Raw genomic sequence first — 23,532 nt, 5'->3', positions numbered from 1 at the left:
AGTTTTTAAAAGTTATACAATTTTTAATCTGATTATTTTATTAATCAAAAACTTAAAAATAAGTTTACATAAATAGAGCTCGATTGTTTCATTGTGTAATTCATGTCAACTTAAAAAAGGCCACCGCTTAGGTGACCTTTCATTTGAAATTTTAATTTGAAGCTTTACGTTTCATCTGATCAAAGAAATCATCATTGGTTTTGGTTTCTTTCATACGGTCCAGCAAGAATTCCATTGCCGCCAATTCATCTTGCGTATGCAGCAGCTTACGCAGAATCCAGACCTTACGAAGATTATCTTCTGACATCAGGCGCTCTTCACGACGAGTACCAGATTTCTTGATGTTCATTGCAGGGAAGACGCGTTTTTCAGCAATACGGCGATCAAGGGTAATTTCCTGGTTACCTGTACCTTTGAATTCTTCGTAGATCACTTCATCCATTTTACTACCAGTTTCAATCAGGGCAGTAGAAATGATGGTTAGAGAGCCACCTTCTTCAATATTACGTGCCGCACCAAAGAAACGTTTGGGACGTTCTAGGGCATGTGCATCCACACCACCGGTTAATACCTTACCTGATGAAGGGATCACGGTATTATAGGCACGTGCCAGACGGGTAATTGAGTCAAGCAGAATCACCACATCTTTTTTATGCTCAACTAGACGTTTCGCTTTTTCAATGACCATTTCTGCAACCTGAACATGGCGCGCAGGTGATTCATCAAAGGTAGAAGCCACGACTTCACCGCGAACCGTACGTTCCATTTCGGTTACTTCTTCTGGACGTTCATCAATTAACAGAACGATCAGGATGACTTCAGGATTATTGCGAACGATCGATTGAGCAATGCTTTGCAGCAGCATGGTTTTACCGGCTTTCGGCGGAGCCACAATAATTGAACGTTGGCCTTTACCAATCGGTGCGACTAAGTCGATCACACGCGTGGTTAAATCTTCAGTGGTACCATTGCCTAATTCCATCACCAACTGTTCAGTCGGGAATAATGGCGTAAGGTTTTCAAACAGAATCTTGTTACGTGAGTTTTCAGGAGTGTCGTAGTTAATCTGGTTGACTTTAAGTAAGGCAAAATAACGTTCGCCTTCTTTTGGTGGACGAATGGTGCCGGTAATGGTGTCGCCAGTGCGTAGGTTAAAACGACGAATTTGAGAAGGGCTGACATAGATATCGTCAGGGCCTGCTAAATAAGAACCTGCGGCTGAGCGTAAAAAGCCAAAACCATCTGACAAAATTTCTAGAACGCCATCACCAAAAATCTCTTCGCCATTCATTGCATGACGTTTTAAGATGGCAAAAATAATGTCTTGCTTACGGTTACGGGCCATACCTTCAAGGCCCATAAACTCGGCAATCTTGATGAGTTCGCCAATCGGTTTTTTCTTGAGTTCGGTTAAATTCATAGGTGGTCAGATAGAATCAAAGTTCTGAGGTACAGGTTGGAAAGGGAGTAACATTCGGCCGCATACAAGCATTCAAACGAAAGCCATTGAATTTGAAAAAGAACAATTCAGAGATCTGTTTGAGTGTTTCAAAGAAAAATGTGAAAAACAATTTCTATTGCCGAGCGGCATCTTATGTAATGTGTCTTGTAAGAAATTGGCAGGATTTAGGATCCTTTATCTCTTGAGTAGCAAATATAAGAGAAAATGCTGACTTTGTCAATTTATAGCCGAAAAAAATACGCGAGCATAAGTCGCGTATTTTTTTACTAAAAAATGATCTGCTTAGATATTGTCATCAATAAATGCAGTCAGTTTAGATTTTGGTGCAGCACCGACTTGAGTCGCAACAACTTCACCATTTTTGAACATCAGCAAAGCCGGGATGTTACGAATGTTGAAATTTACAGCAGTTTGTTCGCAAGAAGTTACGTCAACTTTCACGATTTTAACCTTGCCTTGATATTCATCAGCAAGTACTTCTAGTACAGGTGCAATTGCTTTACATGGTGCACACCAACCTGCCCAGAAGTCGACCAGTACAGGAACGTCTGATTGAAGAACGTCTGCTTCGAAGTTTTCGTCAGTAGTGTTTACGATGTTGCCAGACATGGAATGTGCTCCAGATTAATATTTTAAAGATAACTAATTATTAGTATTACATAGCCATCTTTAACAATGTAGGGGAATCTGTAAATTTTCAATGCTTAATGTTATTTTGTCTAATGGATGATCACGATAGTGATGATCGTGTCTCACTATTATTCCCGATGCATAAAAAGAATAAGGCATAAAAATGTCGTTACAAATGGCTTTTAAATTGCATGCATGTGAATTACTCTAAGCACAATTCGTTAAAGGTTTATTTCTGGAATGTCTGACTTTTTGATTGATGAAGAATTACTTGCCGCCATCGATATGGGATCAAATAGCTTTCATTTGGCCATCGCTCGGGTGGATCATGGCGAAGTGAAGAAAGTGGCATCAATGTCAGAAAAAGTTCAGCTTGCCGCAGGACTAGACGAAAATAAAAATTTAACGGAAGCCGCACAGCAACGCGGTTTGGCCTGTCTGGCCCGTTTTGTCGGGCGTTTAGGTGCGGTTCAGCCGAACCGCTTGCGGATCGTGGCAACGAATGCTCTACGGCAAGCCAAAAATGGTCATGAGTTTATCCAGAAAGCCGCAGAAATTTTGCCGAAACCGATCGAAATTATTGCCGGTCGTGAAGAAGCCCGCCTGATTTATCTGGGGGTATCGCATACTATGGCCAACAGCGGCCGTCGTCTGGTGGTTGATATTGGCGGTGGTTCGACTGAGCTGATTATCGGTGAAGAATTCGAGCCTATTTATACTGAATCAGTACAGATGGGCTGCGTAGCCTTTACTAAGGCCTATTTTCAGGATGGGGAAATCAGTGCCAAAGCTTTTGACAAAGCAGTCACTGCGGCACGTAAAGAAATTTCCGGAATCGCCAACACCTATAAATCTGCCGGTTGGGATGCTGTCGTCGGATCGAGTGGTACAATTAAAGCCTGCCGCCAAATCTGCATTAATATGGGATGGAGCAATGATCGCGAACAGCTGACGCGAGAAGGCTTGGAAAAGCTTAAAGATAAGCTGCTCAAATATAAATATGTTTCGGATATGGAATTCGAAGGTCTGAAAGAGGATCGCCGTGCAGTTTTGCCGGCAGGAATTGCCATTTTATATGCGGTCTTTGATGTGTTGGATATTGAGTATCTGACTTATTCTGACGGGGCATTACGTGAAGGTGTCATGTATGACCTGTTAGGCCGTTTCAAACATGAAGATATCCGTGATCGTTCAGTCCATGCCCTGATTGGTCGTTATAATGCCGATGCCAAGCAGGCAGAACGTGTGGTACAAACGGCGCAAAAACTGTTTGATGATGCCGCAGCCGATCTTGGTCTGAATAGTGATGATAGTGACCTACTCCGTCGTGCCGCGTATCTCCATGAAATCGGTCTGGCGATTAGTCATAGTGGTTATCATCGTCATGGTGCCTATTTATTGCAGCATTCTGACATTGCCGGTTTTTCACAGGTTGATCAGAATCATTTGTCACATTTGGTCGCGCATCATCGGCGTAAATTGCGCACTGATGCCAAGCATGACGTGATGAAAGTGGGTGGAACTAAACTTTTACAGCTGTGTTTACTGCTTCGTCTGGCGGTTTTGGTCAATCACAGCCGTAGCGATGAGATGCTTCCTGCCATTGAACTCAAGGTCAAGAATGCGCAACAATGGCAGCTCAGTATTTCGGGTGATGCCAAACAATGGCCATTATTGATTGCTGAACTGCATGATGAACAGTTGCAGTTTAAAAATTGGGAGATTGAGCTCTCGGTTCTATCTGAACAATTTGTTAATTAATACCTTTATAGGGATGAAAACGGTTGACCTATGAAAAATAAAGCTACCCCATCAAAAGCATGGACGACAGTACAGATTGCTCGTCATCCGGAACGTCCACAATTTCTGGACTATGTTGGTGAAATATTCACTGAATTTGATGCTTTACATGGCGACCGTCTCTATGGTGATGATGGTGCAATGATCGGTGGCCTGGCACGTTTCGATGGACAGCCAGTGATAATCGTAGGTCAGCACCGTGGTCGTAGTACCCGTGAAAAATTACAGCATAATTTTGGCATGAGTAATCCGGAAGGTTACCGTAAAGCACAACGTCTGCTAGATATGGCAGAACGTTTTAATCTGCCTGTTTTCACCTTTATTGATACCATGGGTGCCTACCCGGGTGTAGGTGCAGAAGAACGTGGTCAGGCTGAAGCCATTGCAACCAGTCTGGCGCAACTGTCTAACCTGAAAGTACCTGTAATTGCGACTGTCCTGGGTGAAGGCGGTTCAGGTGGTGCACTCGGTATTGGCGTAGCTGACCGTGTGGTAATGCTCTCTCATAGTATCTATTCGGTAATTTCACCGGAAGGTTGTGCCTCCATTCTATGGAAGACTGCAGAAAAAGCGGAACAGGCCAGTGAAGCCTTAGCCTTGACTGCAGAAAAACTGCAGAAGATGGGTATTGTAGAATATGTGGTGGATGAGGGTGAAGGTGCTCATTTAAATCCGGATCAGGTCATGAACAGCTTGAAAGCGGTACTGAAAGAAGCCTTAAATGAACTGCAAGCTATGGAACCACAAGCACGATGCGAAGCACGTTACCAGCGTTTAATGAAGTTTGGCAGCGACAATTTAGGTCTGGCATCTTAAAGCAGCTGCAGGAATTTCCTGCAGGAACAAAATTTCTCATCGGATGCAGTGGCGGCGTAGATTCTATGCTGCTTCTGCATCTGATGTTTTTTTTGTGCCCGGGAAAAATTCGGGCAATCTATGTGGATCATCAGCTGCAAAGTATCAGCAGTGCATGGGGTACTTTTGTCCAGCAGCAGTGTCAGCAACTGGATATTCCCTGTATTCTCCAGCCTGTTCATGTCGCTCAAGGCAACTTGGAACAGCAAGCGCGTAATTCACGTTATCAGGCCTATCTACAACATTTACAGCAAGATGAAATTCTGGTGCTCGGACATCATCAGCAGGATCAGGCGGAAACCTTGATGCTGCGTCTATTATCGGGTGCCGGTATAGATGGTCTGGCTGCAATGAAACAGCTTGATATACGTGAAAATCTCACGATTTGGCGGCCACTGCTGGATGTTTCCCGTGAGCAGATTTGCCAATGGGCATCGGGTCTGAATGTTCAGAATATCGAAGACCCGACCAATCAGGACATACACTATGACCGGGCTTGGGCCCGTCAAACTCTTTGGCCGATGTTAAGTGAACGTTATCCTAAAATGCAGTCTGCTCTGGTACGTACCAGCGAGCTGATGCAGGATGCACAGCATATTCTGCAGGAAGTGCTGGAACAGGATTTACAATGCTGTGGCAATGCCGAAAGTCTGAATTTATCTGCATTTTTAAACCTATCTAAAGCCCGGCAGCGCCAACTACTATCTGTCTGGATGAAAGGAGAAGGGCAATATCGTCCTTCTCTAGAAATGGTTGAGCGAGTACAGAATGAAGTAATTGCGGCAAAACTGGATGCGCAGGCAGCTTTACATTGGCAAGGCTTTTATTATGTGCGTTATCAGCAGCAGTTGCATCGTTTAAAAGCTGAGGTCTATCGGGCGGATCAGCAACCGAAGCTAGCGGAACAGCAGATTATTTTACGTGAACAGGATCAGATCCAGCTGCCTTCAGGACAATTTAAGATTCAAACAGCTACTTTCGGATTATCTGCCGCCTTATTCGGTCAACGCTTATATTTGCGCACACGCAAAGGCGGGGAGAAAATTCATCTGCATGGCCGGATTGGACACTGGCCTCTGAAGAAAGCCATTCAGGAAGCGCAAATATTTCCATGGACTCGGCATACTATTCAAATATTAAGCACAGATAATGTTATGCTAGGCGTGTTTACACCTAAAGGATTTTGGTTAGCTCAATCTGCATATTGTGAAGCAGGGGGGTGGCTACCCATTTCGGTTTCTTCAACTTTAGAATTCAACGACGAGCATTAAACATGAGTGCAGCTTTAAATTGTAATATTGGCTTTATTGGTGGCGGTAATATGGCTCAAGCCTTGATTGGCGGGCTGATTTCACGGGGATTGCCACCAACACGTATTACAGTTTCTGATCCGGTCGAGAAAGTACGTTCACTGCTTGCAGAAAAAGAAGTGAATGTCACCGATGATAATCGTGCTGCCATCAAGAATGCGGATATTGTCGTGTTTGCAGTCAAACCACAGGTATTAGCTGAGGTATTGAAACCATTACAGGGTTTGCTGGACGGCAAGCTGGTTATTTCGATCGTTGCGGGTGCCGAGATTGCAACATTGTCTGCACTATTGGGGACTGACCGTATTGTCCGTGTCATGCCAAATACACCAGCACTCGTACAAACCGGTGCACATGGTCTATTTGCTAAAGATGAAGTAAAGGCAGAAGATCGTGAGCTGGCGAGTCAGGTTTTAGCTTCTACCGGCCTGACAATTTGGGTAGACTCTGAAGCTCAGATTGATGCGGTCACTGCAGTATCTGGTTCGGGACCTGCTTATTTTTTCTATATGATGGAAAGTATGATTCGTGCTGGCAAGAATTTAGGTCTGGATGAAAAAGTAGCCACAGCACTCACTTTGCAAACGGCTTTGGGGGCGGCACAAATGGCCATCACCAGTTCAAATACACCGGCTGAGCTACGTAAAAACGTCACCTCTCCAAATGGAACGACTCAGGCAGCACTAGAAGTGTTCGACCGTGCGCAAATTTCTCAGAATATTCAGGCAGCACTTGCTGCTGCGCAAAAACGCAGTCAGGAACTGGCTCAAGAGCTCAGTGAAAGCAGCAAATCTTCAGTTTAATTTTTAGGAAAGTTCAAGTATGGGTGCAAATTCTGCGCTAATTTTTGGCATTATCATTAACGTCGCGATTTTGCTCGTATTCTTCCGCTTTTTAATGCAATTGGCTGCGGTAAGTCCTTACAATCCCGTCGTTCTGTCTACCGTCAAAGCAACCAAAATTGTAGATGTATTCGGGCGTATTTTCCCGACGATGGGCAAAGGGCGGGTTAATACTGCGGCATTGGCACTTTTAGTGGTGCTGTATTTGCTGAAAATTTTCGGCATGATGTATCTGTCGGGTGGCATGCCGAATGGTCCTGTGCATTTGCTCATTCTGACTTTTGTCACCATGATGCAGGATTTGATCCGTTTCTGTCGTTACTTGATTTTCGCTACCATTATTTTAAGCTGGGTGGTGATGTTTACCCAATCCCGTTCACCTTATATTGAAGTAGTTCAGGAACTTGCCGAGCCATTGCTGGCACCTTTCCGCCGGATTATGCCGAATATGGGCATGATTGACCTGTCTCCAATCCTGGCGATTCTGGCCTTGATTGTGATTGAAATGATCATGAACCAGGTAGCAATTGTATTGTTAACGGGTTTTTAATCTGAATGAAAAGAAAAGGACGCTGAAGCGTCCTTTTTTATTTGCTCCTCCCTTTAGAAAAGGGAGGTTGGAAGGGATTTGTTAAACTTCCCCAACCGTGAATAAGTTTTAAGCGCAGTACAAGAAGAAGATGGGATATTAACCTCTCCCTAACCCCCTCCTGAGAGGAGAGTGGATACCTTTAATATATTGGTTTTCACACTCTCTCCCAGAGGGAGAAGGGCTGGGGTGAGGAAACCCTTTAATGCGCCTCATCCCAGTTTTTACCTTTACCGACTTCTACCACTAACGGTACAGAAATCTGTAGTACCGATTGCATCACTTCAGCCAGTTTAGGTGCCAGTTCATCGGCAATGTCTTCATCGACTTCAAACACCAGTTCATCGTGCACTTGTAGCAGCATTTTGGCCTGATCTTTTGGCAACATCTTGTCGACTTCAATCATCGCCATTTTAATGATATCTGCAGCCGAACCTTGTAGCGGGGCATTAATTGCGGCACGTTCTGCCGCTTTACGCACCATCATATTACGGGCATCGATATCTGGGGTATATAAACGGCGTCCGAGCAGGGTTTCAACAAAACCCTGTTCTAATGCGACCTGGCGGGTACGCTGCATATAGTCATAAATGCCCGGATAACGGTGGAAATACTGCTTGATATAATCCTGTGATTCCTGACGGGTAAAACCCAACTGTCGGATCAGACCAAACTCAGACATGCCATAAAGTAGGCCGAAGTTAACAGCCTTGGCCTGACGGCGCTGGTCATTGGTGACATCTTCCAAGGCAATGCCCAAAACTTCAGCCGCAGTACGGCGGTGTACATCCTGACCATGAATAAATGCATCTAGCAGGGCTTCATCCTGAGATAGATGTGCCATCAGACGCAATTCAATTTGTGAGTAATCGGCTGCCAGCAAAACACGGCCTTCCGGTGCCACAAACGCCTTGCGGATTTGACGGCCAATTTCGGCACGAATCGGAATATTCTGCAGGTTTGGATCAGTCGATGATAAACGGCCAGTTGCAGTCAGTGCCTGATGGTAACTGGTATGCACACGGTGGGTATCAGGATTGGCCTGTTTACATAAACCATCGGTATAGGTACTTTTCAGCTTGGACAAACCACGATATTCCAGAATCAGCTGGGCAATCGGATGTTCAATTTTTTCCAGTACACTTTCACTGGTGCTGTATTGTCCAGTAGTGGTTTTTTTACCACCTTTTAGGCCCAGCTTTTCAAATAACACTTCACCGACCTGTTTAGGTGAGCTGACATTAAAGCTTTCACCGGCAATTTCTATAATCTGGTTTTCCAGATTTTGCATGGTGTTGGAAAATTCGCCCCCAAGCTGATCCAGAAAAGCCAGATCCAGTTCGATGCCGTTTTCTTCCATTTGCGTCAGTACACGTGCAACTGGAACTTCAATATTGTGCAGAATATTGACCAGTTCAGGATGTGCCTGTAATTTGCTGCTTAAGACTTCATAAAGACGATAGGTGACATGTGCATCTTCTGCAGCATAATGCGCTGCAGTTTCAAGTGGAATCTGATTGAAGGTCTTCTGTTTGGCACCTTTACCGGCCACCTGTTCATAAGTCGTGGTCAGATGACTCAAATACAGACGGGCCACATCATCCATGCCATGACGGGTCGCGACAGAATTCAGGACATAGGAAGCCAACATGGTGTCGAAATACCAGCCTGCCAGATGAATGCCATGATTTTCTAGGACATGTGCATCATATTTCAGATGATGACCAATTTTTTTTACAGACTCATCTTCCAGAATTGGTTTGATCTGCGCCAGAATTACTTCACGATTCAGTTGCTCCGGTGCGCCTTCATAATCATGTGCCAAGGGAACATAATAAGCATCCTGCGCATCGAAGGCGACCGAGAAACCGACAATCTGTGCAATACGATAATCCAGACTGGTGGTTTCGGTATCAAAGGCAAAACGTTTTTCGGTACTTAAGCGCTCAAACAGTGTGTCCCAATCTTGTTGGCTTAATACCGTGTGATAGGTGGCTTGTCCTAACTGGTCATCACTGCTGGTCACAGACGCATGGTCTTCCAGAGGTTCTGGTGCTGTAACCGCTTTGGCGTTAATAGATTTTGCCGCCTGCTGGTAGTTTGAATTATTCGGGTTGTTCGGGTGATCTAAGGACTGCAGCTGGTTACGGAATTCCAGCTCGGTGTACAAATGACGTAAGGTCTCGACATTCGGCTCACCCAGTTTTAAATCGTCATAACCAAAGTTAAGATCCAGATCGATGACAATACTGGCCAGTTGATGGTCCAGTGCAATGCCATCGACATGTTCTTTAATATTTTGGCCGACTTTGCCTTTGATCTTGTCGACATTTTCTAAAATGCCGCCAATCGAGCCATATTCAGTGAGCAGTTTTGCTGCAGTTTTGGCACCTACACCTGGCACGCCCATGATGCCATCTGATGCATCACCCATCAGGGTCAGATAGTCAATAATCTGATTTGGCCAGACGCCAAACTTTTCAAACACGCCGTCGACATCCAGCGGTTTTTCTTTAAAGCTGTCTTCCAGGGTAACTTTTTCGGTCACCAGTTGCGCCATATCTTTATCGCCCGTAGAGATCAGCACCTGATGTCCCATCGCCTCGGCACGTTTGGCCAGTGTCCCGATAATGTCATCGGCTTCGGCACCTGGCAAGGTATGCAGGGGAATGCCCAAAGCGCGGATCAAGGCATGCAGATAAGGAATCTGTTCGGATAATTCCGTTGGCATGCTGGGACGGTCACCTTTATAAATCGGTGACAGCTCGTGCCGGAAGGTTGGCTCTGGGGTATCGAAAATTACCGCCATATGGGTCGGTTGGGTCCGGCGCATCAGTTTTTGAATAGCAGAAATCGCACCACGAATTGCATTGGTATGTAAACCGGTTGACGTGGTTAATGGTGGCAGTGCGTGAAAGGCACGAAATAAAAAGTAAGAGCCATCGACCAAGACAAATGGTGGCATGTAATCAATTCCTTATTCAAAATACAGCGCTATTGTACGTGATTTTTACCGCGCTCGCTGAGGCGAGTCTGAGTTTACAGCTTAGCGAATATCGGCCGAAGATGAAATAAGCAGCACAAGCTGTTGTATGATGGAACGATTCAGGAAAGAGAAATATAAGAATGGCTGCAGGACGGAATGAGTTGCGCATGATCTGGCTGATTACCCTGCTGATTGCCGGGATCAGCGCTTGGTATCTGGGTTATCAGATTGTGACTTATCTGTGTGGTTTGGGGTTTATCTTTAGCGTGATGCAATATGTCACTGCGGTAGAAGCACCGCTGAATCAATTGGCCGGACAGCAGCAGATGTCCTTGGAGCGTAACTCTAAAGTTCCTTTATATATTTCTTCAATTACTGCCATTGTTGGTGGACTGGCTGAACTGGATTGGCTGATGGGCATTGGAATTACGGCATGGGTATTCTTTTTGCTCAGGTGGCTGCAACGTCTGGAAGGGCGTTTGATACAGCTGCAATCACAATCCCATTCTGACGATCCCTTACAGCGATCACCAGATCGATCCGATTCTGTTCCATTGGTGAAAACTGAGCCTGCCCAAGAAGTAAACGACTCTCCTCATCTTTTAGATCAACTGCAGCGCTGGCTTTTTCAGGGGAATCCTGTTCTCAAAGTCGCAATCAGTATTTTGGTGATTGGGATTATTTTACTGCTGCGTTTTGCCACTGAGCACTGGCAACTCAGTCTGGCTGCAAAATTGGGCCTGGTTGCACTGGCAAGTGGCTGTGTAACAGGTCTGGGTTATCACCTGATGCAGAAAAATCGGAGTTTTGCTCTGGCACTGGAAGGACTGGGTTTGGGCAGTCTGTTCCTGACCTTATTTTTTGCCTATTACAATCTGGTGATTCCCACGTTACCGTTGGCGACTTTGCTATTCCTTATCATTCTGGTTATTACCCTGTATTTAAGTCTGAAACAGGAAAGCATCGAACTGGCCTTGATGGCTTTGCTGATTGCTTATCTGGCGCCGTTTACCTTGCCGACCCGCGATGCTTCTGCTGTTGAGCTGATCAGCTATTATCTTCTGATCAATATCGGGGTAGCAGTGCTGAGCAGTTTCCGGCCGTGGAAGATTCTCAATCAAATTGCCTTTTTAGTGACTGTGGTCGTTGGCGGGATATATAGCCTGATTCATGGTTATACATATGAGCGTTATGCCATGACTGCGCTGATTCTGGCACATACTGCACTGTTTATCTGGCTAGGTTACCGCTTTAGCCAGTTGCTGGCACGACAGGATCTCTCACGTTTTCAGTTAAAACCGGTATTGGACTTAGCGCTGATTTTTGCTGCTCCTATTACTGCTTATATTTTTCTGTATCTGATTCATTTTAATCAGCCCAATCAAAAACTCTGGCAAGCTGGATTAAGCCTGTTCTTTGCACTGGTCTTTGCCGCTTGCTGGACACTGTTGCGCCGTAAAAAAACTATCCAGCTCATTTCGCAGAGCTATCTGAGCCTGATGCTGATTTTCCTGGCCTTGGTGCCACCGATCTTATTGACAGAACAATGGAGTGTGATTGGCTGGGCAGTTGAAGGTGTGCTGATTTATTTATGGGCCTTGGAAAAAAATGTCCGGGTAGCACACTATCTGAGCATGGGCTTATTACTGATGGCCGGATTCAGCAGTCTGTATTATCTGGTCGAGATTAATCCAACACCGCGAATCATTTTCTGGATTTTGAGTCTGTGCTATGTGGCAGTCGTGGTCATCAGCCAGCTTAAAAAGCAATACCAGCAGCAGATGGATAGTCTGAGTGTCAGTTTTTTAAGCAGCGTGAGTGTCGCGGCCAGTCTGATGCTATTTGCCTTGCTAGAAGATGAATTCCCGAGTCAGCATGCCTATGTGCTGAGTTTATTTATCATCACACTGGGTTATGTACTGTTCAATGAAATGATCCTGCGCAAAAATCAGGAATGGTCCTGGTTACTGCCGAAGTGGAGCGGCATCTCGCCCTTGCTGGTCATTGCGGCAATTCTGACCTTGGATCGTAGTCAAAATGCAGTTATTGTCTGGAATAGTGATCTTGAACGTGGGGTTTCTGCACTTTCAGCGATATTATTGGCCATTCTGTGGCTTAGACCGCTGGCTGGCTTGCAGCTCTCCAAGGAATGGATGAGCTTTGGCGTTTTTAGCAGTCTGGCTCTGGCAAGTTTATGTCTGATCCCGAACATGCCTTATCTGAGCATGGTGATTTTACCTTTATTATTCTGCCTGTGGTGCTATCGGCAGGATGTGCAGTCAGGCTGGCAGCAGCTTTGGCAAACCAAGAGCTGTTTATTGCTGATGGCGACTTGGCTGGTTTGTTCACAGTTATTTAGTCAGCAAGCCTTTCAGTATTACTGGCTGCCGATTCTGAATCCTTTTGATCTGATCAGTATCGCCATGTTTGCCAGTTTTATCTGGATGCTGTTACAGCAAATCAAGGCGGGACGTGATAAAGGCATGATGGCAGTTTTAATGGTACTAAGCCTGTTATGGCTTTCCAGTTATATAGTTTTAAGAGCTTTACATGTGTATCTGCAGACACCGTTTAATGAGCTGGCATTATGGAACAATGCAACAGTTCAGCTGAGTCTGACCATACTCTGGGTATTGCTGGCTTGGATTACCATGTGGACAGCAACACTCAAAAAACTGAAACCGATGTGGATTTTAGGCGGCAGTATTCTGGTGATTGTGACCTTGAAGCTCGTGCTATTTGACCTGTCACATATTGGCACCCTGACCCGGGTGATTTCCTTCTTGCTGGCGGGCGGGGTGATGCTGCTGATTGCGTATATTGCGCCGATGCCGGAGAAGGAGTATTGAATTCTCTCCCTAACCCTCTCCTTTAAAAAAGGAGAGGGAATCTAAGGATTATTTCAGACCAGGCTCTCTTTTGAGGGCCTTGTCATTGGCGTATTGATCAATTTCTTCATTTTCCAAAGGACGGGAAAGTGGAGGATCGACAAAGCCCATTTTTGGCACCGGAATTTCAATCTGGTTATCGACAAAGCCGTTACGAATCCGCTCCTGCATTTCATCACGTACTTTCAGATAGTTTTCCTGTTGGCACCACACCGCAAACAGCAGTTCAATCGAAGATTCACGGAACGCAGTAACGGTGACTGCCGGTTTCGGGTCGGCCAGAACCAGTGGATACTTGTTGGCAACATCCAGCAGAACTTCGCGCACCTTGATAATATCTTCATGAAAATTGATCGCCAGAGTAATTGGAATACGCCGTATCGGAAATTTTGACAGGTTCTGCACTGGTGCCCGAATCAGCTGTTCATTTGGCAACCGTACATAAATATTATCTTGGGTCAAAAGTTTAACCGAGAGCAGGTCAATCGAAATCACTTCACCTTCAATGGTATGCCCACGAATCAAGGTAATCTGGATAGTATCACCAACTTCAAAAGAACCTTCACCAATCAGGAACAGACCACTGATCAGGTTGGATGCCGAGGTTTGTGAAGCGAAACCCAGTGCGACCGTTAGAATTCCGGCAGCGCCAAGGAAGACACTGAGTTTAAAGCCAGCCTCTTTCAGGCTGGCCATCACAAATAGCAGGAAGATAAAATAGAAAATCCCGCGGCGCCAGACCAGTTTCTGATGGGCATTAAAACGTACCCCGATGGTCCGGATAAAGGTATTGGAAATAAAGCGTGCGATCAGGAAACCAATAAAGCACAACACCACCGCTACCAGAACTTCAGTCAGGCGGTCGGTATTGATACTGGTAAACACTCCCTTCAGGCTGTTGGTGACTTCGGTCGGAATATTTGAACTTGGCATCAGACGCCCTTAGAAAAATGAATCAAACATATTAAATAACGCACCTGCCGGATCGCGCGGTGGATGCAGATAGGCCACTTCACCAGCATTCGGCGGCGTGCGGTTTTCCACCCGAATCCGCGGTGGACGGTCCGAACTTTCATGCAAGACCCGGATTTGTGAGGTCCATAAGCGGCCGGTACTTTCACTATAAAATAAAGGTAGAGCCGGTACAGGAACATTCATCCGGTCAAAGCGCAATTGCTGGTTGCTGGTATTGTGAAATTCAATCGGTGTGACTGCACGAAAGGCCCGTGGATGTAACTGTTTCAGTTCAGTTCTGCCATCGACTGCAGTGGCATAGCAGATTTCCCCCGAACGGTGATTCGGTCCAAACCAGGTGTCTTTTGGCAAGATTACCGGTAAATCGAAAATGGGTGCACGCTGACCTTCGACAAAACCTGCAATCCATAAGGGAGTGCTGATGTAAAGCGTACCGCGTTGTCCGGCAGGAATATAAATCGGATCGACTGGCTTGATCACTACAGAGCGGTCTGCAAGACGTGGCATGAGTTGCAGTTTATTTTGTGTGGATTTGAACATATAGCGTTCAATTTTCACGGGCGGTGGAAAGGCAAAATTTGGATCATCAATCTGATGCCATTGCTGCTCATAATCGTATTGTACGGAAGGACGATAATATTCCAGTCGCCACTCCTGAATGCCTCGGGTCAGACGAAACAGCAAGGAGCCAAACTGCCAGGCTTTGGATTGATTTATTTCAAAATTCTGTTCTCCCCACCAGCGTATTTTCGCTATATTCGGGATTAATTCATCTTTATCTTGCGGCAATCTTGGCACCCTTTCTTGCTAAATCTTTGAAAACATACTTCACGCTGTCATATGCTTAGAGTACACTCAATTTAAATTTTTTCATCATTATTATAATTCGCGATGCAAGTACTTAAACAATTACAAATCCCATATGGCTTCGCCAAGCGCCATGGAGTGCTTTTGCGTTATGAGGGAGATCAGGCCTTTATTCTGCGTCGTGACAATACCTCCATGCTTGCGTTGCAGGAAGCTCGCCGTCTGCTCGGCTATCCGGCCCATTTTCAGCTGTGTAGCGAACAGGAATTTAACCAGTTGCTCAGTTCCAGTTTTGCCGGCGATAGCGGGGAATCACAACAGGTGGCTGCCGGCCTAGAAGATCATCCGGATTTACTCAGTCTGGCCGATTCCGTACCTGAAGCTGAAGACCTGATGGATCAGGAAGATGATGCGCCGATTGTGCGTCTGATCAATGCGCTATTATCCGAAGCAATTCGTGTCGGGGCTTCTGATATTCATATTGAATCTTTTGAGAAAAAACTGTCGGTGCGTTTACGGGTCGATGGCCAGTTACGCGAAATTGTCCAGCCACGTCGTGAACTGGCACCACTCCTGGTTTCACGGATTAAAGTCATGGCCAAACTGGATATTGCCGAAAAACGTATTCCGCAAGATGGCCGTATTTCCTTACGTCTGGCGGGGCGTGAAGTCGATGTGCGTGTATCCACTTTGCCTTCTTCTTATGGTGAACGGGTGGTGATGCGTCTGCTGGACAAGCAGGCTGGCCGTTTAAACATGACCCATTTGGGCCTAATGAATAAGGACTATGATCGACTCAAGACCCTAGTGCATCGTCCACATGGAATTATTCTGGTGACCGGCCCGACGGGTTCGGGTAAAACCACCACCTTATATGCGGCACTTTCTGACCTGAATGATGGTTCCAAAAATATTCTTACGGCTGAAGATCCGATTGAATACCAGTTAGAAGGCATTGGACAAACGCAGGTCAATACCAAAGTGGATATGACTTTTGCCCGTGCGTTAAAAGCAATGCTGCGTCAGGACCCCGATGTGGTGATGGTCGGCGAGATTCGTGATCTGGAAACCGCAGAAATTGCGGTACAGGCTTCATTAACGGGGCATCTGGTGTTATCCACCTTGCATACCAATACTGCCATTGGTGCAGTGACCCGTCTTAAAGATATGGGAATTGAACCATTTCTGCTTTCAAGTTCCCTGATTGGCGTGATTGCACAGCGTCTGGTCAGAACCCTATGCCCACATTGCGCAACCTGGCGTGAAGCAGATGCTTTTGAGAAGAATCTGTTTGAACATATTGAACATCCCCAGGATTTAAAACTCCCTCAACCGCAAGGCTGTGAGCGCTGTGGCAATATGGGCTTTAGCGGGCGTACCGCAATTTATGAAATTGTGTCCGTCGATGATCATATGCGTCGTTTAATTCACGGCAATGCGGCTGAATATGAAATAGAAAGCTATGCCCGACAGTCATCAGGCTCCATTCGTGATGATGGTTTACGCAAAGTATTGGCAGGTAAAACTACGATTGAAGAAGTATTGCGAGTGACCAACGAAGCGGCAGATTAATCTTTTAATCTATTACTTTCATTATAAGGATCGTCAGGACTTTTGGAAATTTACCAAAGGCTGGCGATTTTTTTCATGAGCTGGGCACGAAGTGGTGCAGTCGGATTGCCCGGATTGCGCAGAGTTTCATTTTCATAAAATGTCTGCCAAGTCTGAATCATTTCTAAAGTCAGTCCCTCCTGTTTCATTGTTTCAACATCTGCCTGAGTGATATTGAAAAAACGGGCTTGCGCACCATCGGGACCTGTTCCCCAGCCGATAATTCCTTGACCAAATTCGGGTAAGTTCATGTTGTTTGGGGTAGGTGGAATGGGCAAGCGTTCAATCTCTGTATTGATCAGAGAATTTACCTGTGGGCGGATTTTTTCTGAGAGATGAAGATCTGCAAAAGAGGCGGTAGCAACGGTCAGTAAGAAAGAACTTAAAAGAACAGGTTTGAACATCAATATAAATCAGATAAATGAAAATAAGAATCATTATATATAATTTCTTAAGTTTTTGCTGTTGTTTTGAAAAGGAAGTTGGATGTTCAGGGAAAGTGAAGCAACTAAAAGTTGAAATTTATAATTGAAGCTTGGCTATCCTGAAACTCTTTTTCAGGATAGCAGTTAAGCAAAAGAGTTTAGGTAATGACGTTTAAGTTCACATCAATATTATTACGGGTCGCATTTGAGTATGGGCAGACGATATGAGCCGCGTCTACCAGTTTTTGCGCTTCTTCCTGATCCATGCCTTCAAGATGAATATTTAAGGTCACTTCAATACCAAACCCGGTAGGAATCGGTCCAATACCGACATCACCTTCAATAAAAGCATCTTTAGTCATATTGAGCTTGTCGCGATTGGCCACAAACTTCATGGCACCCAAAAAGCAGGCTGAGTAACCTGCAGCAAACAGTTGTTCTGGGTTAGTTCCACCGCCTGGGCCGCCCATTTCTTTGGGCACCGCCAATTGTACATCCAGAATCTGATCGTCAGAGGTCGCATGGCCATCGCGACCGCCGGTGGCTTTGGCATGTGCGGTATATACTGCTTTTTCTAATGACATGAGATAAATTCCTGCTTATTTTTTATGGAGCTTTCATGCTCAGCTATTTTGCTCGAAGAATAAGCAGGGATTTTGTTATTTTATGCAAATATAAAAAAGTTTTTAAGAGAGCTGGAGCAATTTACGATGTTGCATTAAAGGCATGGATTCACGCACTTTTTGTTGTTCGTTTAAATCAAAGTCTACCGTAATCAGACCTGCACCCTCTGCATGGATCATCTGCAGAAGCTGACCGCGACTGTTGGTGGCAGCTGCATGACCCCAAGTCTGACGTTTTTCACCATGCCAGCCTTGCTGGGCTGCACCAAGCACCGAGCATTGGGTATCCATAGCACGTGTTTGCAGCAGAAGCTGCCAGTGCATTTCACCGGTGGTATAGGTAAATGCAGAAGGTGCAGTTAAAAGATTTGCACCTTTGGCCCGCAGGTTTAAAGCCAGTTCCGGAAAGCGCAGGTCATAGCAGACCATTAAACCGATATTGCCAAAAGGGGTCTTTGCTACTACCACATCTGTACCAGGCTCAAAGAACTTGGATTCCTGATAACCACCAACTGCATCACCAACTTGTACATCAAACAGGTGAATTTTGTCATAACGCGCTTCAGTGCGTTCTGGACTGATACAAAGGCTGACAGTACGTACCCGACCGTCTTCAATGACTGAGCCGTCTGGGCGATAGGGACAGGGTAAGGTCCCAGCCACAATCCAGATTTCATATTGATGGGCAAGCTGTTCAAGACGTTGCTGAATGGCTTCAAACTGGGCAGCAGTTTCGCGCTGTTTTCCTGCGGCAAAACAGACAAAATTTTCAGGGAACACAATAAGTTCAGCGCCATTGGCCTTACTTTGTTGAATTAAAGATTCAATCTCCATGAAATTGGCATTAATTTCATTTTGAGAATTCATTTGTACAACAGAAAGTAAAGTCATAGTGTCCTCTTGGAAGATGGTTATACCTTTTGTTCGGAAACTTTATCCAAACTATCTTGCTCTTTCTGTAACTGTTTGACTAAAGGTTCAAACATGTTTTTGTTGCTTTGATTCAGCTTCATCAAGGTTTTATGCGCATCCAGAACAGTATTCAACATATTCTGATGGGTAATATGTTCTTCCATCAGGGCGCGTGTGCATACATTGGGATCGCCACAATAATTCAGGATTACAAACACTTGGCTCAGTCCCATACTGTTGGCCAGAGTGGTAATGTCAGAATTGGTAGAAAGCATAACAGCTTGAATATTATGTACTTGTTTGAGCTTTAGGCCTAGCTTTGCCAGAACACCCAGTACAGTACTGTCAATAAAAGTGGTTTCGGTTAAATCAACGATAGCGCCAACTACGTTGTCTTGCTGTTCAATTCTGTTCAGTAATTTGTCTAGACTAATACAAGACTGGGCACGCACTTCGCCGATAAGCTTAAAAATATGCGTTCCATTCAGACTTGCATATTCAACATGACCTGTTGACATATAAATGCCATTTGCAGAGAAGGATATTAAATTATCCCATAGGGTCCATGGATACTCAAGTGGCTGAAAGTAGTAATCAAATTAAGTGCTTATAAAGTCTGTAAATATAGTATTAATTCACTCTTATAAAACTTAAAAAGGCGATATCATCGGCCACATGTTCTGGTACCTGAAAAGACTGATGCTGTAAATGGTGTAATAATTGCGAGAATTGTTCATTTAATCCGCCATCAAAAGGCTCCAGTGCACCATCTGAACAAATAATAAAACGGGAATTTCGGCTTAATACCCATTCATTTTCCTCAACCTCAAGCTCTTCAGTCAGACCTAAAGGGAAGCTGCTCGTAGCAAAAATTTTAGGTTCTTGATTGGGTTCAAATATAATGGGTGGCGGATAATGTCCGGCACTGGACCATTTCAATACGTGGGTTTCCAGATTGAGAATTCCAGCAATCATGGTGATGTGTTTTTCAATATTCTCCTGCATCAGCATTCCGTTAAGCTTCTTGATCAGCTCGCGCGGGGTTTTGGAGCGTCCATGAAAAGCAGCCATCCAGGAGGTCAGCAAACTGCTCGTCACTCCATGTCCCGACACATCGGCTAAATAGAAAATGACTTCTTTATCGCTAATTTTCCAATAATCATACCAATCTCCTGAAAGATAGGCAGAAGGCTGAAAATAGGTTTCGACCTTATAATTGTTTAGTTCAATCGCATTCGGTAACAATCTTTTTTGTAATTCTGCTGCAGAGGGAAGATCCCGGCTATCCTGGTTACGCTTGTATTGTGCGTCAATTTTTTGCAGCGCCAGATCTGGATTATCAGGAAGTTTATTCCAGATCCAGCCGGCTAAAGCTCCTTGTTCCCAAGCTTGAGCCAAAGCGGTACCTTCATTCTCTAAGGCCAGTACAATCGTAGGCAAATTCCATTTGTATTGCAGATAGTCATGCACATCTGCAATCGCGATAATCGTAGAGTCATAAAGTTCATGATCATCCAGATAGATCATCTGAACATGCGGAAGCGTATCAAGTACTTGATCTAAATAAGGAATATCACGAGTCGGTTGAATGAAGTACATAAAAAAGTGATTCAATCCCGGGATTGGTTATAAGAGCTACTATAACAAGCAAAAGATGGCTAGCGAAGAGATTTCACTAGCAATCATACATGAAACATAAACTTAAGGAGCGTCGGGGGAAGATTCAATAGTGTCCTCACTAAAAGGTACATCATCCGAATTTTCGTCTTCAAAATCATCTTCCAGGAATAGAGTATCCTGTTCTGTGCCTTTCTTTTCTGCAATCGTATAGTTGGTGCGTTGCAAATAAATATCGCGAATCTGTGCATAACGATCACCCGTCAGTACCCCTTCAACATCCAGTAGTTCCGACCGAGTATCAACCACACGCCAAAACTGGTCACTCCAGTAAAGACCGTCGTTATCTTCGAGAATATATTTTTGTGGGCGGGCCTGGCTATCTACAACGCTACCAATTACTCCACGAACAGAACTTGGACCTAAAAATGGCAGCATGATATATGGGCCGGAAGGCACCCCATAATAACCTAAAGTAATTCCAAACTTTTCATCTTCATGACTTAAGCCCAGACGACGTGCCGGGTCTGCCAGCCCTAAAGTAGTTAAGGTATTAATCGTGAAACGGCCCAAAGACTTGGCGGCACGAGCAGGACGACCCTGAATCAACTGGTTGACCACATTCCAGGGTTCACCTAGGTTACTGCGGAACTGGTTATAACTGCCGCGAACATCTTGAGGAACCTTTTCCACATATTGTACGGCTACAGGACGTAACACAGTGCGGTCAATTACATCATTAAACTGATAGATCTTTCGGTTTAATGGCTGAAAAGGATCTTTAACCTCTTCGGCCTGTGCTGCTCTAGCATCGACTTTCAATTGTGTCTGTAATTGTTGGGCTTTATTCGAGATTTTCGTTCTAAGCGGTGTTTTTGCAGGCTCGTCGTTTAGATTTTCCACATCGGTAGTCGTCTCAGCAAAAACCTGTGGGGTTATGGCTAAAGAAAATAAACATATAGAGAAGTAAATAGAACGATGCATAAAGTAACCTGAGGCCTTTTCTGGGTAAGTAGCACTACTTATTAGGATGAAAATAATAAACGTTATATTCACGAATAGACATCATTTAAGCAAATTTGTATAAAAAATGAATGAAAACACACGAAAAGATTAAAAAATATACATACAAGATGATTTTTTCAAAAATAGGGTTGCAAGCCTCCTGAAATGCTGTAGAATGCACATCCATCGGCGGTGATGAAGATTAAAACTTCTGATAAAACAGTGACTTAGTTAAGATTGACTAAGTTGGGTTTTAGAAAGAAAGTTTAAAAATAGTGTTCATGACTGGTTGACTTTCTAGAGATAGAGAGTAATATAGCCGACCTAGCTTGCTGGTGACGAATCAGCAAGAAGATCATTAAGAGATTATGAAGAACAACTTGTGTGGATTTTTACTGGTTGATTGATCGAAATTATTTTCATTGATTGATGGTAGAAATTACTCGAAGTTTATTTGAGAAATATTTGTCAGAAAATTGATGAGCCAAGATTGGCACCCTTTAAGGTGCTACATAGTATTAAACTGAAGAGTTTGATCATGGCTCAGATTGAACGCTGGCGGCAGGCTTAACACATGCAAGTCGAGCGGGGAAATGTAGCTTGCTACATTACCTAGCGGCGGACGGGTGAGTAATGCTTAGGAATCTGCCTATTAGTGGGGGACAACATCTCGAAAGGGATGCTAATACCGCATACGTCCTACGGGAGAAAGCAGGGGACCTTCGGGCCTTGCGCTAATAGATGAGCCTAAGTCGGATTAGCTAGTTGGTGGGGTAAAGGCCTACCAAGGCGACGATCTGTAGCGGGTCTGAGAGGATGATCCGCCACACTGGGACTGAGACACGGCCCAGACTCCTACGGGAGGCAGCAGTGGGGAATATTGGACAATGGGGGGAACCCTGATCCAGCCATGCCGCGTGTGTGAAGAAGGCCTTTTGGTTGTAAAGCACTTTAAGCGAGGAGGAGGCTACCGAGATTAATACTCTTGGATAGTGGACGTTACTCGCAGAATAAGCACCGGCTAACTCTGTGCCAGCAGCCGCGGTAATACAGAGGGTGCAAGCGTTAATCGGATTTACTGGGCGTAAAGCGCGCGTAGGTGGCCAATTAAGTCAAATGTGAAATCCCCGAGCTTAACTTGGGAATTGCATTCGATACTGGTTGGCTAGAGTATGGGAGAGGATGGTAGAATTCCAGGTGTAGCGGTGAAATGCGTAGAGATCTGGAGGAATACCGATGGCGAAGGCAGCCATCTGGCCTAATACTGACACTGAGGTGCGAAAGCATGGGGAGCAAACAGGATTAGATACCCTGGTAGTCCATGCCGTAAACGATGTCTACTAGCCGTTGGGGCCTTTGAGGCTTTAGTGGCGCAGCTAACGCGATAAGTAGACCGCCTGGGGAGTACGGTCGCAAGACTAAAACTCAAATGAATTGACGGGGGCCCGCACAAGCGGTGGAGCATGTGGTTTAATTCGATGCAACGCGAAGAACCTTACCTGGTCTTGACATAGTAAGAACTTTCCAGAGATGGATTGGTGCCTTCGGGAACTTACATACAGGTGCTGCATGGCTGTCGTCAGCTCGTGTCGTGAGATGTTGGGTTAAGTCCCGCAACGAGCGCAACCCTTTTCCTTATTTGCCAGCGGGTTAAGCCGGGAACTTTAAGGATACTGCCAGTGACAAACTGGAGGAAGGCGGGGACGACGTCAAGTCATCATGGCCCTTACGACCAGGGCTACACACGTGCTACAATGGTCGGTACAAAGGGTTGCTACCTCGCGAGAGGATGCTAATCTCAAAAAGCCGATCGTAGTCCGGATTGGAGTCTGCAACTCGACTCCATGAAGTCGGAATCGCTAGTAATCGCGGATCAGAATGCCGCGGTGAATACGTTCCCGGGCCTTGTACACACCGCCCGTCACACCATGGGAGTTTGTTGCACCAGAAGTAGGTAGTCTAACCGCAAGGAGGACGCTTACCACGGTGTGGCCGATGACTGGGGTGAAGTCGTAACAAGGTAGCCGTAGGGGAACCTGCGGCTGGATCACCTCCTTAACGAAAGATTGACGATTGGTAAGAATCCACAACAAGTTGTTCTTCATACGATGTATCTGAGGGTCTGTAGCTCAGTTGGTTAGAGCACACGCTTGATAAGCGTGGGGTCACAAGTTCAAGTCTTGTCAGACCCACCA

The 23,532-nt window shown here is 45.2% G+C and carries 18 protein-coding genes, 1 tRNA gene and 1 rRNA gene; 9 read left to right on the top strand and 11 right to left on the bottom strand.

Features of this window, described 5'->3' with window-relative positions; genetic code table 11:
- Positions 1-151: 151 nt before the first annotated feature.
- Both rho and trxA read right to left on the bottom strand, forming a co-directional pair.
- Positions 152-1,420, bottom strand: coding sequence for a transcription termination factor Rho (gene rho / locus AY605_RS01500; RefSeq protein WP_004278267.1), 1,269 nt, complete (start codon positions 1,418-1,420; stop codon positions 152-154).
- A 324-nt stretch (positions 1,421-1,744) separates the two neighbouring features.
- Positions 1,745-2,071: a thioredoxin gene (gene trxA, locus AY605_RS01495; RefSeq protein ID WP_064094712.1), complete on the bottom strand. Its 327-nt coding sequence runs from the start codon at positions 2,069-2,071 to the stop codon at positions 1,745-1,747.
- A 261-nt stretch (positions 2,072-2,332) separates the two neighbouring features.
- On the opposite strand from trxA, the gene ppx reads away from it, so the two are divergent.
- From ppx to AY605_RS01470, 5 genes are read left to right on the top strand one after another with little or no spacing between them, the layout of a single operon-like run.
- Positions 2,333-3,853: an exopolyphosphatase gene (gene ppx, locus AY605_RS01490; RefSeq protein WP_064094711.1), complete on the top strand. Its 1,521-nt coding sequence runs from the start codon at positions 2,333-2,335 to the stop codon at positions 3,851-3,853.
- A 30-nt stretch (positions 3,854-3,883) separates the two neighbouring features.
- A complete protein-coding gene (locus AY605_RS01485) occupies positions 3,884-4,708 on the top strand; it encodes an acetyl-CoA carboxylase carboxyltransferase subunit alpha (protein ID WP_064094710.1) in 825 nt (274 codons plus the stop codon).
- Positions 4,645-6,018 (top strand): tRNA lysidine(34) synthetase TilS, encoded by a 1,374-nt coding sequence (gene tilS / locus AY605_RS01480; protein WP_081406313.1) that lies wholly within the window; start codon positions 4,645-4,647, stop codon positions 6,016-6,018. The genes AY605_RS01485 and tilS overlap by 64 nt, the downstream gene beginning before the upstream one ends.
- A 2-nt stretch (positions 6,019-6,020) precedes the next feature.
- Positions 6,021-6,860 carry a pyrroline-5-carboxylate reductase gene (proC, locus tag AY605_RS01475; RefSeq protein WP_064094708.1) on the top strand — a complete coding sequence of 280 codons (840 nt, stop codon included), beginning with the start codon at positions 6,021-6,023 and terminating at the stop codon, positions 6,858-6,860.
- Between the two features lie 19 nt (positions 6,861-6,879).
- On the top strand, positions 6,880-7,449 hold the full coding sequence (locus AY605_RS01470) for a YggT family protein (protein ID WP_064094707.1): 570 nt from the start codon (positions 6,880-6,882) through the stop codon (positions 7,447-7,449).
- A 241-nt stretch (positions 7,450-7,690) separates the two neighbouring features.
- Here AY605_RS01470 and polA read toward each other — a convergent pair whose 3' ends face one another.
- Entirely contained in the window at positions 7,691-10,453 is a 2,763-nt protein-coding gene (polA, locus tag AY605_RS01465) for a DNA polymerase I (RefSeq protein WP_064094706.1), read from the bottom strand.
- A 161-nt stretch (positions 10,454-10,614) separates the two neighbouring features.
- Here polA and AY605_RS01460 point away from each other — a divergent pair, with 161 nt between their 5' ends.
- Positions 10,615-13,323, top strand: coding sequence for a DUF2339 domain-containing protein (locus AY605_RS01460; RefSeq protein ID WP_064094705.1), 2,709 nt, complete (start codon positions 10,615-10,617; stop codon positions 13,321-13,323).
- 48 nt (positions 13,324-13,371) lie between these two features.
- Here AY605_RS01460 and AY605_RS01455 read toward each other — a convergent pair whose 3' ends face one another.
- Together AY605_RS01455 and AY605_RS01450 are read right to left on the bottom strand one after the other, a co-directional pair.
- Entirely contained in the window at positions 13,372-14,295 is a 924-nt protein-coding gene (locus AY605_RS01455) for a mechanosensitive ion channel family protein (protein WP_064094704.1), read from the bottom strand.
- Positions 14,296-14,304: 9 nt separating this feature from the next.
- Complete coding sequence (locus AY605_RS01450) at positions 14,305-15,126, bottom strand: hypothetical protein (RefSeq protein WP_064094703.1); 822 nt, start codon at positions 15,124-15,126, stop codon at positions 14,305-14,307.
- 102 nt (positions 15,127-15,228) lie between these two features.
- Here AY605_RS01450 and gspE point away from each other — a divergent pair, with 102 nt between their 5' ends.
- A complete protein-coding gene (gene gspE, locus AY605_RS01445) occupies positions 15,229-16,716 on the top strand; it encodes a type II secretion system ATPase GspE (RefSeq protein ID WP_064094702.1) in 1,488 nt (495 codons plus the stop codon).
- A gap of 50 nt (positions 16,717-16,766) precedes the next feature.
- Here gspE and AY605_RS01440 read toward each other — a convergent pair whose 3' ends face one another.
- The 6 genes from AY605_RS01440 to AY605_RS01415 form a co-directional block, all read right to left on the bottom strand.
- Positions 16,767-17,159: a DUF4951 domain-containing protein gene (locus AY605_RS01440; RefSeq protein WP_064094701.1), complete on the bottom strand. Its 393-nt coding sequence runs from the start codon at positions 17,157-17,159 to the stop codon at positions 16,767-16,769.
- A gap of 179 nt (positions 17,160-17,338) precedes the next feature.
- Complete coding sequence (locus AY605_RS01435; RefSeq protein ID WP_064094700.1) at positions 17,339-17,764, bottom strand: organic hydroperoxide resistance protein; 426 nt, start codon at positions 17,762-17,764, stop codon at positions 17,339-17,341.
- 102 nt (positions 17,765-17,866) lie between these two features.
- A complete protein-coding gene (locus AY605_RS01430; RefSeq protein WP_064094699.1) occupies positions 17,867-18,694 on the bottom strand; it encodes a carbon-nitrogen hydrolase family protein in 828 nt (275 codons plus the stop codon).
- A gap of 20 nt (positions 18,695-18,714) precedes the next feature.
- Positions 18,715-19,233: an anti-anti-sigma factor GigB gene (gigB, locus tag AY605_RS01425; RefSeq protein WP_064094698.1), complete on the bottom strand. Its 519-nt coding sequence runs from the start codon at positions 19,231-19,233 to the stop codon at positions 18,715-18,717.
- Positions 19,234-19,345: 112 nt separating this feature from the next.
- Positions 19,346-20,314, bottom strand: a complete 969-nt coding sequence (gene gigA, locus AY605_RS01420; protein WP_064094697.1) for an RsbU family protein phosphatase GigA — start codon at positions 20,312-20,314, stop codon at positions 19,346-19,348.
- 102 nt (positions 20,315-20,416) lie between these two features.
- Positions 20,417-21,316 carry a VacJ family lipoprotein gene (locus tag AY605_RS01415; RefSeq protein ID WP_064094696.1) on the bottom strand — a complete coding sequence of 300 codons (900 nt, stop codon included), beginning with the start codon at positions 21,314-21,316 and terminating at the stop codon, positions 20,417-20,419.
- 541 nt (positions 21,317-21,857) lie between these two features.
- On the opposite strand from AY605_RS01415, the gene AY605_RS01410 reads away from it, so the two are divergent.
- Positions 21,858-23,395, top strand: a 16S ribosomal RNA gene (locus AY605_RS01410).
- 60 nt (positions 23,396-23,455) lie between these two features.
- Positions 23,456-23,532 (top strand) — tRNA-Ile (locus AY605_RS01405).

It is taken from the genome of Acinetobacter sp. SFD (assembly GCF_001647575.1).
In the GTDB taxonomy this organism is placed as follows: Bacteria; Pseudomonadota; Gammaproteobacteria; order Pseudomonadales; family Moraxellaceae; genus Acinetobacter; species Acinetobacter pecorum.
The sequence above is the reverse complement of the archived record's forward strand: the minus strand, read 5'-3'. Positions and strand labels throughout refer to the sequence as shown.